Below are 18,774 nucleotides of genomic sequence, written 5' to 3' on the forward strand. Positions count from 1 at the left end.
GATATTATTCTGTTCGCTGGCTTCCGGCAGAGAAATCCTTTCTTTGTATGCAGAGTGCATAACGATCCTCGTAATTCAAGCAACCTCATCCTGTTCCTTGTCGCCTTGATTGCGCTACTATCTATTTGTTATTTATTGTTTTTTTATCGAGCCATCTGGCTAACACTGTTAATTTGCCATATTCCCACACCTTTAGCAAGGGTTGAAGAACGCCTGTTATATTGATTTTTTGAGACCTAATACTAAAAAATACGCTCCAACCAAAGATTGGGGTTGCTTCTTTATACTGTTATCTGTTGAAGGCGAGAAATCTTTTTCCGCGTATAACGGGCGATTTCTACTATCAACATACCTCCCCGCTTCAAGCGAACTCTTCAAAACTGGCTTTATACACCCTAGGCAGATGGAACCCCGCACCATCATATTAGATTTAATCCCGCAATAGTCATCGACCTGCACCAGCAGAGTGCAACAATCTATGACGAGGCACACTAGACAGATCTATTTAGTTGGCCCGTTTCATGCAGAATAAAATCAGTTCATTAATCCAGATCAGGTAAATTTTAATGAGTATGATTCATTTTGTAGGTGGCGAAAAAGGCGGAGTCGGAAAATCTGTATTGGCGCGTTTACTTTCACAATATTTTCTTGACATGTCTGTTGCCTACACAGGTTTGGATGCAGATCAGTCACATCCAACACTGAGTCGATATTACGCAGATTACACCCAGTCAATTAATCTTGATCATTTCGAAAGCATAGACACGATAATGGAACTGTCACTGGAAGAGAATCGTAATGTACTGATCGATCTTCCTGCACAAAGCGAGCGTTTCATAGACCGTTGGATTGATGACAACGGTGTGATCGAGATGTGCGAAGAGGTGAATATTCGGTTGATCTATTGGTACGCTGTCGATGGCGGCCCAGACTCAGTTAATCTGCTCCAGAACTTTTTAGAAAAGTATGGCGATCAGTTCAATATCATTGTTGTAAAAAACCAAGGGCGAGGCTGTAATTTTTCAGATATTGAGGCAATATCTAATTTGTCAGATACAGGACTGGCCGGGAAATCTGTAAATCAGTTCTATCTGCCCGCACTACATGAACCAACGATGCACAAAATAGAAAAATATGGCTTTAGTTTCTGGGCAGCCGCAAACCTAAAAAACAGTGGTGCACAACATTTGAGTTTAATGGAACGCCAAAGGAGCAAGGTTTGGATCAACAAGATATATCAGACTTTTGACAGCTTGATTACTGACTTATAAAACAGAGCGCGCTGCAATGGATGCTGTTCCAGTAATCCTGGGTCACTAGAGGACTGCGAGGTTAAACATGCCAATAGCAAGATTCAGTTGAATAAGCCTTGCCATTCTGTTACTTTTTGAAAAGTAAACCAATGAAACCGGAGGGTACAAATGATTGTAGTCAACATCCCCCGGGCAGCAAGAAGTTAGCACGCTTCATCTAATCCTTCTGCCCGGTTTTTAAGCCGGGGCACACGCCCCAAGAAGATACTATCTTTATTTCGATGCCACCATGCATCAGGGGCACTTATGCCAAAAAATAGATCATTAAGCCAATTGGGTTGGTCACCTTTTTTCCAACAACAAATGACATTGGAAGAGTTGGAACAACTTACAATCGGGCGCATCATTGAACATCATCGATCAATGATTGCAATAGAGACAGAATCAGGACGAAAAAGCCTGCCAATCACTTCATCCACATCTCTCCTAACTGTCGGTGATTGGGTTCTGTTAAATAATGCGCAACAGTTTGAGCGTGCATTGGAACGCTTAACACTTTTCTCCCGAAAAGCGCCAGGCAGTAAAATTGAAACACAACTTATCTGCTCTAACGTCGATACACTGTTTATTATCAGCTCACTCAATGAAGAGTTTAATCTCAATCGGATTGAGCGATATCTTGCTATAGCTGCTGAAGCAGGCGTAGAACCTGTTGTTGTACTGACAAAGGCGGATCTCTGCGAAGATGCAGAGCGCTATGTTTGTCAAATTCATGAAATCAACCCTATGTTAAGTGTTGAGACTGTTGATGGACAAAGCAGTGTCAGTGCCAGCACCTTAAACTCTTGGTGTACCACCGGCAGAACAATTGCATTCTTAGGTTCATCTGGTGTTGGCAAGTCAACCTTGCTCAATACGCTAATGGGTAAATCACTGCAGTCTATCGGAGCGATAAGAGAAGACGACAGTAAAGGCAGACACACTACTACTGCCAGGTCACTTCACTTCATGCCATCAGGAAGTATACTGCTCGACACGCCAGGCATGAGGGAGTTGCAGCTATACGACTGTGAACAGGGTATAGAGGAGAGTTTCTCCGATATAGCCACGCTTGCAAAGCAGTGTCGTTTTTCCGATTGCAGCCACGATAGTGAACCAGGTTGCGCCATACAGAAAGCAATTAAAGAGGATAAATTGGATCACCGCCGTTTGGCTAATTACCAAAAATTAATGCGTGAACAAGCCTTGAATAGTGCAACCATTGCTGAGAAACGCGCCAAAGATAGAGCACTGGGTCGATTCTATCGTACAACCCTGAATGCCTCTAAGAGACTAAAGAGAGGAACTTACTAATCCAGAACTGAAATGCCAGGGAACCTCTGATCTCTGATATGATCAGAGGTTACCCTGGGCTTTAGAAATATCGATTCAACTCGTCGTGACTTTAGATCAGGAGATCACCCTCAGAACCACGTTTTGATCAACCCCTATATTCATTAACCAACCAAAGAATTTAAGTAATGAGTCTTATCGTCCTAAGTTGCATTCTCATTTTCGCAATCATCATTATCTTTCCAACCATACTTCACCTGGTCTACCGTGCTCCACGAGTGGTGGAAACAGGAACACCAGATGCCTTTAAGCTGCCTTACTCTGAGCACAAACTGAAAACTATTGGTGATAAAAACCTTTTTGCATGGCATATAACAGCGCAAGGGAGTAAGGCGACGCTTATCATTGTCCACGGTTGGGGCGGTAATGCAGAGATGATGCTGCCACTGGCACAGCCCTTTTACAAAGCCGGCCTGGATATACTACTTTATGACGCACGCAATCATGGCAAAAGTGACAGTGACAGTTTCTCTTCTCTTCCTAGATTTTCTGAGGATCTTGATAGTGCAATCACATGGACCAAACAGAAAAGAGCAGAACATAAGCTTATTGTTCTCGGCCACTCAATCGGTGCTGCAGCCGCTATTCTATCGGCTTCAAAAAGATCGGATATCGATAGCGTAATCGGCGTTTCAGGTTTTGCTCACCCTAACCTGGCAATGAATCGACACCTCGACAGACCCTGGTTACCTCGGCCTCTACGAGAAATCATAATGAGTTATATCCAATGGGTTATCGGGTTTCGTTTCGATGACATTGCCCCAATGAACCGAATCGTCGATGTCCGTTGTCCGGTTCTGCTTGCCCATGGAACCGACGATAGGGTTGTACCCATCAGTGATATGAAATTGATTGAAGCCAATGCTACAAAAGAGCGACCGATAGAGGTCATCGCCATTGAAGGCGCACAGCACGACTCTGTCGATTGCTTCCATGACCATGCTGATATGCTGGTTAGCTTTATACATGACAACGTGGTTGAGCTGTAAAATCGATTCAGATCACTCAATTGGGATTCCTGTGGGGTATGGCACCACCCTACCCGAGATCACGACTATGACTTAAGGTCACCTCTATTAACTTGTGGAACCTCGATCTTTATTATTGGTCTGTATAGAGTCTGGTATTTTACATATCCTCTGAGTTGTTATGTTTTTGTTATATTTACGTGATGATTCCACACTGCTCTGTAACCTATACTTCAAGCTATGAAAATTGATCAATAGCAATACAGGTTCTGTTATGAAAGCCCTATTTCATCTCATTCTGATCACCGCCATTTTAGCCCTGATACCTTTTTTTCACTCTTTTGCAGACAATCAGAAAAAGCATACAGATTCCATTATTCTCGGTATGGGCTGCTTCTGGGGAGCTGAAAAACGCATGTCTGCATTACCTGGGGTAGTCGATGTTGAAAGTGGCTATGCGAATGGTGATATCGAGGCAACCTACCGCAGCGTTCTCTCCCATGAGTCCCTGATCAAACTTGGTCTGAGCAATAAGCGTAATCATGCAGAAGTGGTAAAGGTCACTTTCAACACAAATGAAACTGATCTGGAATCTGTATTGATTGGATTCTGGGAAAACCATGACCCAACCCAGGGTGACAGGCAGGGCAATGATATTGGCACAAACTATCGTAGTGCGATCTATACTCATAGCATGGCGCAGTTTGATACTGCCACCAGGACGCGTAATACCTATCAACAAGCATTACACGAAAAGGAGTATGGAAATATCACTACAGAGATTGCACCACTGACCAACTACTCTTCAGCGGAGACATACCATCAGGATTATCTGGCAAAAAACCCAAACGGCTACTGTGGCCTGGGTGGTACAGGTATAGATTATCCTGGTAAATTACAGAAGATGAATAAGGAGTCTTCTATGCCTACTCAGCTCGACCCAACCACGCTCAATCACTCTCGACAACTCATCGTCTTTGAGTCTGATGATTGCGCTTTTTGCAAACAGTTCAAGTTGGAAATAGTTGATAACTGGCGCTCTGAGCTGGATATAGCCCGCACCACAAATCCGCAGCCACCATCTGACTGGCGTCTTGAAAAGAGACTCTTCGCCACACCAACCATAGTACTCTTTGAAAATGGCAGTGAGATCTCAAGATATACAGGTTACGATGGTGATAAAGCCAGATTTTGGCAGTGGCTTGGCTACCAACTCCTAACCCCTGAACAAAAGAATATCGCTTTCGAACAAGGTACAGAGCGGGCCTTCACAGGCTCTCATCTGGATGAAAAGAGAGCAGGTACGTTTGTTGACCCAATCACTGGAGCAGCCCTGTTCCGAAGCGACTCTAAATTTGAGAGCGGTAGTGGTTGGCCAAGCTTCTTCAATCCGGTGGAGGGAGCAATCACTCTGTATGAGGATAACAGTCACGGTATGCGGCGGGTTGAAGTACGTAGTGCCAGTTCCGGGATTCATCTAGGTCATGTCTTCGATGATGGCCCGGCACCAACCCACAAACGCTATTGCATCAACGGTAATGTTTTAAAGTTCACGCCAGATGGTGGTTGAGTTATTTATGAGACAGATAGACCGACAATAGCAAATAGCTCTATTCTGCCTCTTCCATGCCATACTTCTTTAGTTTCCGCCATAAAGAAACCCGATCAATACCAAGAATTTTTGCTGCTTTAGTGCGATTGTCTTCGCTTCTCTCTAATACATAGGTGATATAGTCTGCCTCCCTTTCAGCCAGGGTTGGCAGGCGCCCAGCTTTTTCCCTTACTACATGCACTGACCGTTCCACCAGTGCAGCGGGTAGATCTGCTGTAGAAACGGTTTTTTCATGGGCAAGTACAATTGACCGCTCTATGATATTTTCCAGCTCTCGGACATTACCCGGATACTCATATTCGGATAGCGCTGAAAGAGCCTGCTCATCGATATCATCCACCTCTCGCTGCATACGTGCTGCATGTTTACGCAGAAAAAAGTATGCCAACATTGGAATATCACTCTTTCTTTCCGAAAGGGGGGGGAGATGCATACCCACCACAGCCAGGCGATAGTAGAGATCCTGCCTGAATCGCCCGGCAGCAACCTCACTCAGCAGGTCTCTATGGGTTGCGGTTATCAGACGAATATCTACAGCAACTGCTGTGGTTGAGCCAAGACGCTGTACCTCCCTCTCCTGAATCACGCGCAGCAGCTTTACCTGCATTCCCAGCGACATCTCGGCTATTTCATCCAGAAAAAGAGTACCCCCACTCGCCGCCTCAATCAGACCGGTACGGGACTCAGTGGCACCGGTATAGGCCCCTTTCTCGTGACCGAACAGTTCATTTGCCAGCAGGTCTTCTTGAAGTGAACCACAATTCAATGCCAGAAAAGTCCCTTCACTTCGAGGGCTGTAGGCATGAACATATCGTGCCATTAACTCTTTACCTGTGCCGCTCTCACCAGTCAGAAGAACACTCGAATCGCTTACTGCTACTTGACGCGCCATCTCAAGCATACGTAGTACAGCTGCATCCTGAGTGATAAAAACAGGTCCAGAATTACTTTCTCCAAGCTTACTTTTCAGGCTGCGGTTTTCACGCTTCAGCAAGACAAATTCAATTGCCTTGCCAATGACTTCACGCACCTCATCCAATCTAAACGGCTTTGCTATATAGTGAAAGGCACCCGCCTTCATAGCGTTAACTGCAGAATCCAGTGTTGCAAAGCCGGTTATGAGTATCACTGCAATGTCAGGATCGATTTCACCGGCCCTGCGAAGCACCTCCATACCATCGATTTTTTCCATTCTTAAATCGGTAAGCACAAGATCGACAGCTAACGACTCAAGCACTTCAATAGCCTCGGCCCCACTGGTTCGAGTGGTAACTTCATGCCCCAGTTTGCGGCAAACATGGGCCAGATTTTCAACTGCAGTGACCTCATCATCAACAATGAGAATATGTGCTTTTTCCATCATCTCATCAGGCATCACTCATATCTCCCTGAGGGAGCAGCACGATCACCTTGGTGCCTTCACCTGGCTTGGATGCTATCGCAAGACAACCACCATGCTCTCGTACAATCTCTTGGACAATAAACAAGCCAAGCCCAACACCATTCCCCGGCTCACTCGTTGTATAAAAAGGATCATAAACTTTTGACATGGCTTCACTGGAAATTCCCGGGCCATTATCACTGACCATGATCTCTACAACTGACATATCATTATCTGTTGCGCATTTAACTTCACCAGCAAAAACAGCCTCATCAGGTAACATCAACATACCCTTTTCACATACAACAGCACTAATCAGAATAGTTACTCCCTCTCCTCCAGCATGCAATGCATTCTGAATCAGGTTTATGAAAAGTTGTTGTATCCGCTGTTTATCTATAGACAGCAGCAAGTCATCAGGAATATTCGTGGTCAACTTACCCGAATAGTGATTTATACTTTTTTCGATCAGATATCTTGTCTCTTCAATTAATGAGTGAAGCGCTATTGGTACTTTTTGGAATACTCGTTGTCCGCCAAAGTCCAGCAGGGTTTTTACTATCTGCCTGCCACGCTCTGTTTCACTATCGATCTGTTTCAACCAAATATTGAGCTGTTCCGGGTCTGCTTCATTCAACTCTTCAATCAGTAATTGGCAGGATGAAGAAATATTCGAAAGTGGATTATTCAACTCATGCGCCACCCCGGAAGAGAGTATCCCTAGCGAGGCTAACTTCTCTGACTGCAACATGCGACGCTGGCGAATCTCCAGCTCTTTAAGCATCCGATTGAATGCATCTGTAAAAGTAATAAATTCACGATCCCTGGATGGTGAATGCATACTATCAAATCGCCCTTCAGCAATCGGCTTCATACGCGACTCAAGCTTTTTAAGGGGGGTAAGTACAACCTGTTTGAGCTGCCTACCCACAACAAAAATTGCAAGACCGATGATCATTAGAAATAGCAGTAAAAACCACTGAGACTCCTGAACTGCATCCTCCAGCATACTCCTTTCAAGCGTGGAGAGAGACTCAACTGTGAGATAAATCTGGTGACCTATGGTTCTGATTTCCTCTTCCAATTCTGATCGCCGTTCACCATTTGATAGCTTCCAGCGATGCAACTGATTTCGGTACGAGTCTATTTTCTCAACCATGCTGGCGTGCTTGGTGGTGAGAAAAATAGCCGCCAAAGCCTGCTTATGTTCATGCAGTATGGTAAGAGCTGTCTCAGAAGATAGATCAGCTTTTGCCAACGCCTCATTATCTGTATAGAGAAAGAGGTTCTTCTCTTCCCTACGCATTTCCAAAACCGCATCTTTTAAATCTGACACGACTTCTCCCTCCCGAACCTGTCGCTCGAGAAACAGCAGATCAAGAAAAGCGATTACGGCAAGCATCAGGGTCGCCGCCACTAACACCACGTAGGCCGTTGTGATCTTGCCTCGCAAACTGGAGAAGTCGAATTGAACTGTCATTACAAAACGCAACATACCGTTTCAAATTGAAACAACTCTATCAGATGCCGCTAAACCCTGCATTAACGAAGATCAGATTAATCATCACTCAAATGATATTGCATATTGCAACGCACAAACCAAATGCACTGATAATTATTAGTAGTTAATTCAGTTACTTATCGATTTATCACTCTTGGCACATATCCTGCTCTAAGTGAGTAATGATGTTTTTTTGGACAAGTGACATGACTAAACTCAACGACGATTTAAAAAAAATCTTAGCCGGACTGGCTCTCCAGAACGCGGGAGAATATCTTCCTCTCAGCACAAAAAAAAACCTATTAGGCGTAGGTGCCAAATCTGAACCACACTCTAATAAGCAACCTTCGCTTGCTAAACAGGCATCACATCGTGTTGCCTTATTAACTGATGGCAAGGGTGTAGGAGCTGCGCTCGACTACGCACTCGAAAGTTGCAGCAAACAGGGCGCTAAAATCGATCTGCTTGTCCACAATCACGCGATCAAATCAGATATATCCGCAATACAGGAGCGGGCAAAAGCCAGCAATCTGGATTGCCATGTTATTACGCTTGGCTTATCTCCTGTTGAGGATATCTGTAGTTATATCATTAACCACCCCTCCCTCATCTTTCTTGTCTCAACACCGGCAGATAAATCTGCCAATGAGTTGATTCGAGATGTAATACCAAATCAGAAAAGTCGTATTTACGTCCCATTAGTTCTTATAGAGGACAAATCACCAGAGTTGACGGCAAAGCAGACCGCCGCATAGAGCAGGCTTTTTTCTACCTGATGACCGATTAGATGACCACTTGATACGATAAAAAGAGCCTTAGAATGAATAAATTAGCAGATGAAGAACAGACTATTGCCTATACAGGCATGCTCACAAAGAAACAGATTATCGCCGGAATATTGTTTGCCATTATGGCGCTTCTACTCTCAACCGTAGTACCAACAGTTGAGATTGCATGGGTGGCAGCAGTTCTTGTTTTAACAATCTACCTTTTTGCCTTTGAAATTGTTGGTGTAGATGTTGCGGCAGCCACGGTAATGGTATTACTCGGATTAACCTCACTCTTAGCACCTTTTATGGGTCTGGAACAGGGATTGGTCAATAACAACCACCTTTTTGATGGCTTCTCATCAAATGCTGTGATCTCAATTATTGCGGTTATGATTATCGGCGCCGGCTTGGATAAAACAGGAATAATGACGAAAGTTGCTTCTTTTATCCTCCAGGTTGGTGGTACGACAGAGTCTCGTATCATCCCCATTATTTCTGCAACAGTAGGATTTATCTCTTCATTTATGCAGAATGTTGGTGCAGCAGCTCTCTTCCTTCCTGTGGTATCAAGGATCTCTGCTCGGTCAGGTTTACCCATGTCGCGTTTACTGATGCCGATGGGTTTTACAGCTATCCTGGGCGGCACAATGACAATGGTTGGATCAAGTCCATTGATTCTTCTAAATGATCTTATTCTAACTTCCAACAAAGCACTGCCGGCAGAGCAACATATGGATACATGGGGTCTATTCTCTGTAACGCCGGTTGGTATTGCTCTTATAGCCACGGGCATCATCTATTTCGTAGTGGCGGGACGCTATGTATTGCCAAAAACCTTAAGTGAGAGCAGCACTGTTGGCTCTGATTCATTACAGTATTTTCACGATGTATATAATGTAGATTTTGCAATTAACGAAGTCGTTGTAAAAGATGATAGTGAACTGAGTGGCGTCCGTCTTGATGATGTTGAAACGGCTTATCGAATCAGAATAATTGGTAGCAAACAATCCGGTGAAGAGGCCAGAGTCGGACCAGGGACGATAGCCAGAGACACAGAGTTTAAAGCTGGTATGGTACTGGGCGTTGTAGCAAATCCCCACGATCTTTCACACTTCGTTGAACGCTTCAACTTAAAACTACGCAAAACACTACGCACCTTCTCTGAATCTCTATCAAGCCGCAAATCGGGTATTGGTGAAGTGGTCATACCACCAGGTTCCTCCCTGATTGGCAAAAGCGCACGTGACGTATGGATGAGAAAGACCTATGGCCTGGCCATGATAGGTCTTCATCGTAATGGTGAAACCATGAGAGAGGGAGACGATATACGTAATTTACCTTTGCAAGCTGGTGATACCCTGGTTGTTCATACTGCGTGGAATGTATTGGAACGCTTAGAGAAAGATCGTGATTTTGTTGTTGTTACCACTGAATACCCTCGCGAAGAAGAGTTACGCCCAAACAAGATTTTACCCGCAGCCATTTTCTTTGGTATCGCCCTGTTCATGGTTCTGTTTACAGATATCCGCCTCTCTGTCGCTCTGTTGACTGGCGCCATTGGTATGGTATTAACCGGTGTTCTTAACATTGAAGAGGCCTATGATGCTGTGAGTTGGAAAACAGTCTTCCTACTCGCCTCACTCATCCCATTAGGACTGGCTGTGGAGACATCCGGCACAGCAAAATGGATAGCCGAACAGGTCTTATTTGTAGTAGGCGATATGCCACTGTGGGTCATACAGGCTTCTATAGCTGTACTGGCAACCTTTTTTACCCTGGTTATGTCAAATGTAGGTGCAACAGTACTTTTGGTGCCACTTGCAGTCAATATCGCAATTGGTGCCGGTGGCAACCCGGCAGTATTTGCTTTGACTGTGGCCATTGCTACCTCTAACTCTTTTCTGATACCAACACATCAGGTCAACGCCCTGATCATGGGACCTGCTGGCTATCGAGTGGCTGATTTCATGAAAGCCGGCGGAATTATGACAATACTGTTCCTGGTGGTAATGATGGCCATGATGTCTTTAGTATTCTAAGCAACCGCTGAACAGGTCATGGATCGACATCTTACCGCCAGAATGGGCCGCATGTGCGGTGCGAATCTTCATATTAACCCGGCTATTACGAAGATTCGTGCCTTGCATTGCACCACTTTGTTTGTCCCAGACTTATTCAGTGGCTCCCTTGTTCTATTGTCACCAGCTGCCCCGTTATCACAATATTTATTGAAGTTAATAGTAAAACTCAACTGAATTTTATAAGTTTAATTACTAAAATAAGAATGACATATACATTTGTGTTAAATCTATCTTCGCTTGGGCTTGATTACTTCAGCATTCAACACAAATATTATTCCTTACTTTCAACCACTTAGTGGACTTCACTTCCAATTTCCACTGAAATACCATAAGCATAATCTCTATTTTCAGCGCTTCAGCCTTTCTAAAGAAACCAGCTGATATGCCGCCACTCAATACTGAGTCTTACATATTATCTTCCGGAGTTATGCTATGGATATTTCTGGTGTCAGTTCCAACGCAATCAGCATGATTGCAAACACTGGAACCCAAACTGGAGTCGCCACACAGAAGAAAGTGATGGAGATGCAGGAACAGACTGCTACTAAATTGATTGAGTCGATTAAGCAGAGTCCACAAATGCCAAGCCCCTCAAGCACTATTGGTGGCAATATCGACGTAAAGGCTTAGTGCATCCCTGTCACTTCCTGTAAATAATCGAATCTATCATTATCAGATCATATCCAGAGTTCATGAGCATTTAACTTACCGGCCTCATGAACTCTGGTGTATTCTTAATATTGTCTGCATTTTTTTCCAGAAATTCCAGGAACTGATTATTTGCCAAAGGCCTGGCAAATAGAAAGCCCTGTCCTTCATCACACCCTTCGTTCTGCAAAAACTGCAACTGATCCGGGTTTTCTATTCCCTCAGCAATAACCGTCTTATTAAGAGTACGTCCGAGTGCTATTATGGTTCTGGAGATCTCTGCATTCTGTTTATCGTTGCAAACATTGGTGATGAAACTGCGATCTATTTTCAGTTTATCGACGGGTAAGGCGGCCAATTGCGCTAAAGATGAAAAGCCTGTACCAAAATCGTCAATGGCAATAGTGATGCCTATATCTCGCAAATCGGATAGACTGCTTGCTGAATCTTCTGTATCACGCATCAATACATTTTCAGTAACTTCCAACTCAAGTAGTTCGGTGCTGAGGCCTGTTTTTAACAGTACTCTTTTAACCACCTCCCTGAGACTGTCACTCTGAACCTGAACCCCTGACAAATTCACAGCAACACGTCCAAAATCAAGACTCAATGATCTCCATTGTTGCGCATCCCTACAGGCCTGGAATAGAACCCACTCACCTATGCCTCTTATTTGTCCAGACTCCTCTGCAATCGCGATAAACTCGTCTGGCGATATCATACCTTTTTCCGGATGCCGCCAACGAACCAATGCTTCCACTCCTGTAACCCGACCACTCAACAGCTCAATCTTTGGTTGATAGAAAACTTCAAATTGCTGTTGATTTAATGCACTGCGCAGTCCAGATTCAATTGTGTAGTGCTGAAGCGCTTTTTCTGTTAACTCCTGTGTATAAAACTGAAAGCCTCCCCTTTCAATATTTTTTGCCTTATACATCGCGGCATCTGCATTCTTCAACAATGTTGCAGCATCATCGCCATCATTGGGGTACATTGAAATGCCTATACTTGCACTAATATAAAATTCATTATCTTGCACCAGAAAACTTCTTTCAAAACAGCTCTGTATTTTCGCCGCTAAAAGTACAACATTGTGTGGATGCTGAACATTTTCAACCAATACGGCAAATTCATCGCCTCCCAGTCGCGCTAAAGTGTCTTCTTCTCTAACTACCTTTCGCAGACGCTTGGCAATCATTTTCAATACTTCATCGCCGGCGGGATGCCCAAAACTGTCATTGATATTTTTAAAGCGATCAAGATCTAAATACAAAACACATAACTGGTGCCCACCGTATTTGCTTTGAGTTATGGCATGAGAGATTCGGTCACTGAACAGCAGCCGGTTTGCAAGCTTTGTCAATCTATCAAGATAGGCAAGCTTCTTTATCTTATTCTCAGCTTTTATACGCTCTGTTACATCGACATTCACACCTGTAAGACGTGTCAATTTCCCATCATTGTTCTTAGTTGGTGTTGCTCTAGAGAGAATACACCGATATCCACCATCTTTATGTCGTAATCTGAATTCTTCTTCCCAGCTGTTGCTAGCATTTAAGATATATTCATCCAATTTATTTAACAGTTTATGCCGATCCTCTGGATGAAGCAGACTCTTCCAGGAATCGAGTTCATTCTCAATTTCACTATCCTTATAGCCAAGCTGAGCCTTCCAGCGAGGCGATAGATAAAAACTGTTTTTATCGAGATCCCACTCCCAGAAACCATCCAATGATGTTTCAAGTACATTGCCAAACTGTTGTTCCGCAGTCTTCAAAGCATGCTCAACACTCTCCAGATGCCGTGATCCAGAAGATAGTTCATTTTGTAAAAACTTGTGTTCAAACGAGAGATGTATGCTTTCAATCTGCTGGTTATAGAATTTTTGTGCGACAAACAACATGCCAGTTGCAAACAGCATCAGCAGCACCCCAAGAATCGATAGCGATAAATCACCCCGGGAAAAGAGTTCTATCTCCAATGGCAACAAGAGGGGAATAAGGAAAACCACATAGACTTCCAGAACAGCGGCATAGGCAGTAATACTGAAAGCTGCCAGGCCGGTCAGCAACATAAAAAGCATCACTTGGTGAGTCGTAGACCAGGCAGGGTCATAGGCGAGACTCAACAACCCCCAGATCAGTCCACTAAAAAATGTTGTGATCAAATGTCGGCGTAACCATATACCAAGCTTTGCCTGGTTTTTGTTAATCTGCTTAAAACTATGCAGAAGAAAGAGCCTGGCAAAATTCAGTCCCAGTAATGCAAAACCCCATAGCATCAACCAGAGGCTATCGATAACAAAAGAGTAGTAGATCCATGCAAAACAGCCGACCAATATCCCTGGTGCTACTACTGAACCACTGTAGGAAAAAAGAAGGTCTATCTGTTTATCAAGAACCGCTTGTTTAATTGATTTCATAGTCCATTTCGTCTGCTGTCAGACTCTCCTATCAGTCCATGATATTGTACACACCATTCAACAAAAAACTAATACCGACAATAACATAGTTACACAATTACTCCAGATCAGGTGAAAACCCTTTACGTAACGTATTTTCCGTAACATTTTTTGCTTGAAGAAATTGCAGTAAATAATCAGGACCACCTGCTTTGAATCCTGTTCCACTTAGCTTGAAACCTCCAAACGGTTGCCGGTAGACGTTAGCTCTTGTAATTTTTCTGTTTATATAAAGGTTGCCTACAGCGAACTTTTGTTTAGCAAGATTTAGATTCCCTGGAGAGCGACTGTAGACACCACCAGTCAGGGCGTAGGTCGTATCATTGGCAATATCTATCGCCTCCATAAAGTCCTTAGCTTTCATTAACACCAACACAGGGCCAAAGATCTCTTGTTGTGCGAGCGGCGAATCCTGCGTTACATCTTTAAAGATCATCGGTGGTATATAGTGGCCATGCAACTCAGATGGCAGATCGCCTTTCGCAATAAGCGTTGAAGAGCGTTCACACTCACTGACGAAACGCTCTATTCGCTCTTTTGAAGCAGCAGAGATGAGCGGCCCTAATCTATTTTGCGGCTTTGATGGATCCCCTATCTTTAAACTTGCAACTGCATCAATCAACCTGGCTGTAAACCGTTCATATATCTCTTCTACGCAAATCACCCGTGAGCAGGCACTACACTTCTGCCCCTGATAACCAAATGCAGATTCAAGAACACCATTCACAGCCTCATCCAAGTCTGCATCCTGATCAATGATGATGGCATTTTTACCCCCCATTTCAGCAATCACTTTTTTGATCTGGCGCTGGGATTCAGATAGTTCTGTCACCACATTCAGTAGATGAAGACCAACCTCCTTGGATCCTGTAAATGCGACAAATTGTGTTCGTGGATCACGCACCAAAGCTTCGCCTAATACTGCGCCACTACCAGGAAGATAGTTTACTATTCCGTCAGGCAAGCCTGCTTCTTGCAATAGTTTACAAAAATACCAGATAACCACCGGAGTCTCAGAGGATGGTTTCAAGACAACGCTGTTGCCACAAACAATGGCAGCAGCCACCATACCGACAGGTATCGCCAGAGGAAAATTCCAGGGCGGCAATACCACACCAACACCCAGGGGCATATATTCCAATCGGTTTAATTCACCTGGGAGATGAGGCTGAATGATGTTGTCGAACTTCACAGCACATTGTGCGTAGTAGCGGAGAAAGTCTATCGCTTCAGCAACATCCGCATTTGCTTCCTGCCACCCCTTTCCTGCCTCTTTTACTTCCCAGGCAGCAAATATCTCCTGCTCTTCAACCAGTCGATTTGCCGCACGTTGCAATAGTTCTGCTCTTTCCTGGAAAGTACGGGCACCCCATGCTGGCTGTGCTTCAACTGCCTCTCTCAATACCGCTTCTGCATCATCTTCCCCAGCTCTAACCACTTGTCCAATCACTTCACTTGGATTCGCAGGGTTGGTGGATTCAAGATATCTCTCCTCTATGGCCAGGTGCCCTGCCACTAAGAGTGGATAAGTGTTGCCCATATTCTGCTCAACACGTTCCAGAGCAAGCGTGAAATTTTCTCGCTCTGACTGTTGAGTAAATCTATGTAATGGATGGTTTAAAAACTCTAATTCAATACCATCCGACTCACAAGCCTCTACCACCGGCGGCGCTAACATCTGCTCAACATCGGCTTTGGCCAGTACCGGCAATATGGATTGATCCGAGGTATTTTCAAGTAAACGTCTCACCAAATAGGCAATGCCAGGCAACATCTCCCCAAATGGCATATAGAGTCTTAACTTCAATCCGCGATCTGTAATCAGAGTTTCCAGCTCAGCAGACATGCCATACAACATTTGAAACTCATAACTATCCTGAGCACGCTGATTGTGGTTAGCAAACACTATGGCACAGGCCAGGCTACGTATATTGTGAGTAGCAATAGCTGGATAGATCAGGGCTGACTCAAACAGCCGCTTTAAGCACCGCTCATAACAGGCATCGGTTTCACCCTTGGTTTGCCACACCGGTATGGGCCACCCCTGCTGTCTGGCTATTACAGTCTCCATATCCCAGTAGGCGCCTCGCACCAGTCGAACTGAAACGGCTACACCCCGTTTCTCAACCCACTCAATAAGATCATTTAAATCCTGGTCACTCTCTTTAAGGTAAGCCTGAAGCACCACCCCCAAACCCTGCCACTCCCGATAGGCAGGCTCCATCGCAACCCTTTTGAAGAGTCTGAGAATGATATCTTTGTAGTCGTACTGCTCCATATCGAGACAAAGGGTCAGTTCAGCATCCTTTGCCGCATCACATATCGGTCTTAACCTTGCCATTAAAATTTCTATGGCGCCGTCTGTGTCGACGGGCGCTATTTGAGAGTAGAGGGATGTGACTTTTATCGATAGGTTTAGACCCTTGATCCCTGATGAGGAGATTTGTTTGATCAAATCGAGGTAGGCATTCTGATAGTGATACGCCTCTCTTTCACTCACTGTGGCTTCGCCAAGGAGGTCAAGGCTGGTGTTAACCCCCCTGCTTTGTAACCTGCTTATGGAGTGCAAAATATCAGTCGCATTATTACCACCGATAAATCGATGTGCGACACCTTTAACTGCACTCCTGATAACAGGCGCCACAAGTTTTGGCATACTGTTTACCGATATACGCCGGATTCCCCAGTTGACCAATGAAGGTAAACCTCGGCTATCAACCTCACTAAAGTACGCTTTGAAATGATCGATCAGGATTTTGTCATCGGTCAGCATGGGCACTGCATCTATAAATCTAAGTGCCTGTGTACGAAAATGATTATCGGCTACCAGTTGTGCCAGCAATCTATCAATCCAACCTGTTCGGCTGGATGCTCCCCTCGCCTCCCGCTCCTGCCACATCTGACGGCCAACCCTTTGAATTTTATCTTCAAATGATCTATCCACCTTCAGCTCCTCAAACTGCATTTACCTAAAGTCTAGACCGGATCATTTATCCAGGCTCAGTGGACAACCCCCTCCCATCAAGGAATAGGGGCTTTAACTTAGCAGGAGAGCCGTAACTTAAACGAAACATTAAAAAGATGCGGAACAACGCCATGCATCTTTCTGGTGCTTCACTATTTACCGCCTCGCACTACCTTGGAGCAGAGAGATATAGAACAGCACTCATTAAGCGCCAAAACTGTGCGCGCCAAATCTACAAACTATGCCTTCAAGCGTTAACCATCTGTTTTTAGATAAGAATAAATAGTTGGCACAGTACATGCCCTATCCCTCTTCAGACCAAAACGTTGACTCTAACGAAATAGGACGAATAACAGATGAGCATATCGAAACATAAATTAAAAAATTTAGTTCTTGGCACAGCTACAGGTCTTGCACTCTCTTTCACCTCTCTCGCGCAGGCATCCGATACCATCAAGGTTGGTATTCTGCATTCACTATCTGGCACCATGGCCATCAGTGAAACCACACTGAAAGACACCATGCTGATGCTGATCAAAGAGCAGAATGCGAAGGGCGGTGTGCTAGGTAAAAAATTGGAGCCTGTGGTAGTCGACCCGGCTTCCAACTGGCCATTATTCGCTGAAAAAGCCCGCGAATTACTGAGTAAACATAAAGTCTCTGCCATCTTCGGTAACTGGACCTCGGTGTCCAGAAAATCGGTACTTCCAGTTGTCGAGGAGTTGAATGGACTGCTCTTCTATCCGGTTCAATATGAAGGTGAAGAGTCATCCAAGAATGTCTTCTACACAGGTGCCGCACCAAACCAGCAGGCAATACCTGCTGTTGACTACCTGATGAATGAAATTGAGGTAAAGCGTTGGGTATTGGCAGGCACCGACTATGTCTATCCACGTACCACCAACAAGATTCTTGAGGCCTATCTGAAAGCCAAGGGTGTTGCCGATAAGGATATAATGATCAATTACACCCCCTTTGGTCACTCTGATTGGCAGTCTATTGTCTCCGATATCAAGAAATTCGGCTCAACCGGCGTGAAGACTGCAGTAGTCTCAACCATCAACGGTGATGCCAATGTTCCTTTCTATAAGGAACTTGGTAATCAGGGCCTCTCTGCAGAAGATATTCCTGTCGTCGCATTCTCAGTTGGTGAAGAGGAACTCTCCGGTATCGATACAAAACCACTCGTCGGTCACCTCGCCGCCTGGAACTATTTCATGAGTGTGGACAGTGAAGCCAACGACGAATTCATTAGTGCCTGGAAAGCTTTCATCAAGGATGACAAGCGTGTCACCAATGATCCTATGGAAGCCCATTACATTGGTTTCAATATGTGGGTAAAAGCGGTTGAAAAGGCGGGCACTACAGATTCCGACGCTGTGCAGGAAGCGATCATCGGCGTCTCAGTTCCAAACCTGACAGGTGGGCTATCTGCAATGATGCCTAATCACCATGTTACCAAACCCGTGCTGATTGGTGAGATTCAGGGAGATGGCCAGTTTGAGGTCGTCTGGGAGACATCAGGTCTGGTGGCCGGTGATGCCTGGTCCGACTTCTTGCCCGGTTCAAAGGATATTATCTCCGACTGGAGAGCGCCTCTCTCTTGCGGTAACTATAACGTCAAGAGCAGCAAGTGTTCGGGTCAGAACTACGAATAACTTTCAGGGATTAATCACTGGATTGGACTCTATATCTCGGCTCCAGGGAGGGAGCTGATTAACCCAATCGGTTGAGTTATATCG

12 protein-coding genes are annotated in these 18,774 nt (G+C 44.7%); 8 read left to right on the forward strand and 4 right to left on the reverse strand.

Going from position 1 to position 18,774, the window contains the following annotated elements:
• Window positions 1–566: 566 nt before the first annotated feature.
• From AC4IE7_RS09085 to msrA, 4 genes are all read left to right on the forward strand, one after another.
• A complete protein-coding gene (locus AC4IE7_RS09085; RefSeq protein ID WP_490776510.1) occupies window positions 567–1,271 on the forward strand; it encodes a P-loop NTPase family protein in 705 nt (234 codons plus the stop codon).
• Window positions 1,272–1,559: 288 nt separating this feature from the next.
• On the forward strand, window positions 1,560–2,606 hold the full coding sequence (rsgA, locus tag AC4IE7_RS09090; RefSeq protein WP_490776511.1) for a ribosome small subunit-dependent GTPase A: 1,047 nt from the start codon (window positions 1,560–1,562) through the stop codon (window positions 2,604–2,606).
• Between the two features lie 167 nt (window positions 2,607–2,773).
• A complete protein-coding gene (locus tag AC4IE7_RS09095) occupies window positions 2,774–3,634 on the forward strand; it encodes an alpha/beta hydrolase (RefSeq protein WP_490776512.1) in 861 nt (286 codons plus the stop codon).
• 253 nt (window positions 3,635–3,887) lie between these two features.
• Entirely contained in the window at window positions 3,888–5,183 is a 1,296-nt protein-coding gene (gene msrA / locus AC4IE7_RS09100; RefSeq protein ID WP_490776513.1) for a peptide-methionine (S)-S-oxide reductase MsrA, read from the forward strand.
• 40 nt (window positions 5,184–5,223) lie between these two features.
• Here msrA and AC4IE7_RS09105 read toward each other — a convergent pair whose 3' ends face one another.
• Together AC4IE7_RS09105 and AC4IE7_RS09110 are read right to left on the reverse strand one after the other, a co-directional pair.
• Window positions 5,224–6,600, reverse strand: coding sequence for a sigma-54-dependent transcriptional regulator (locus AC4IE7_RS09105; RefSeq protein WP_490776514.1), 1,377 nt, complete (start codon window positions 6,598–6,600; stop codon window positions 5,224–5,226).
• Window positions 6,593–8,101 carry an ATP-binding protein gene (locus AC4IE7_RS09110; RefSeq protein WP_490776515.1) on the reverse strand — a complete coding sequence of 503 codons (1,509 nt, stop codon included), beginning with the start codon at window positions 8,099–8,101 and terminating at the stop codon, window positions 6,593–6,595. Before AC4IE7_RS09110 ends, AC4IE7_RS09105 begins: the two co-directional genes overlap by 8 nt.
• A gap of 212 nt (window positions 8,102–8,313) precedes the next feature.
• Here AC4IE7_RS09110 and AC4IE7_RS09115 point away from each other — a divergent pair, with 212 nt between their 5' ends.
• The 3 genes from AC4IE7_RS09115 (at window position 8,314) to AC4IE7_RS09125 (ending at window position 11,588) form a co-directional block, all read left to right on the forward strand.
• Window positions 8,314–8,862, forward strand: a complete 549-nt coding sequence (locus tag AC4IE7_RS09115) for a hypothetical protein (protein WP_490776516.1) — start codon at window positions 8,314–8,316, stop codon at window positions 8,860–8,862.
• A gap of 65 nt (window positions 8,863–8,927) precedes the next feature.
• Window positions 8,928–10,916 (forward strand): SLC13 family permease, encoded by a 1,989-nt coding sequence (locus AC4IE7_RS09120; RefSeq protein WP_490776517.1) that lies wholly within the window; start codon window positions 8,928–8,930, stop codon window positions 10,914–10,916.
• 474 nt (window positions 10,917–11,390) lie between these two features.
• Window positions 11,391–11,588 (forward strand): putative motility protein, encoded by a 198-nt coding sequence (locus AC4IE7_RS09125; RefSeq protein ID WP_490776518.1) that lies wholly within the window; start codon window positions 11,391–11,393, stop codon window positions 11,586–11,588.
• Window positions 11,589–11,658: 70 nt separating this feature from the next.
• On the opposite strand, the gene AC4IE7_RS09130 is transcribed toward AC4IE7_RS09125, so the two are convergent.
• Window positions 11,659–14,028 carry a putative bifunctional diguanylate cyclase/phosphodiesterase gene (locus AC4IE7_RS09130; RefSeq protein WP_490776519.1) on the reverse strand — a complete coding sequence of 790 codons (2,370 nt, stop codon included), beginning with the start codon at window positions 14,026–14,028 and terminating at the stop codon, window positions 11,659–11,661.
• A gap of 97 nt (window positions 14,029–14,125) precedes the next feature.
• Complete coding sequence (locus AC4IE7_RS09135; protein WP_490776520.1) at window positions 14,126–17,011, reverse strand: proline dehydrogenase family protein; 2,886 nt, start codon at window positions 17,009–17,011, stop codon at window positions 14,126–14,128.
• Between the two features lie 377 nt (window positions 17,012–17,388).
• Here AC4IE7_RS09135 and urtA point away from each other — a divergent pair, with 377 nt between their 5' ends.
• Window positions 17,389–18,690 (forward strand): urea ABC transporter substrate-binding protein, encoded by a 1,302-nt coding sequence (gene urtA / locus AC4IE7_RS09140; RefSeq protein ID WP_490776521.1) that lies wholly within the window; start codon window positions 17,389–17,391, stop codon window positions 18,688–18,690.
• The last annotated feature ends 84 nt before the right edge of the window (window positions 18,691–18,774 follow it).

The sequence above is a fragment of the Candidatus Thiodiazotropha sp. AKAK3 genome (assembly GCF_058244645.1).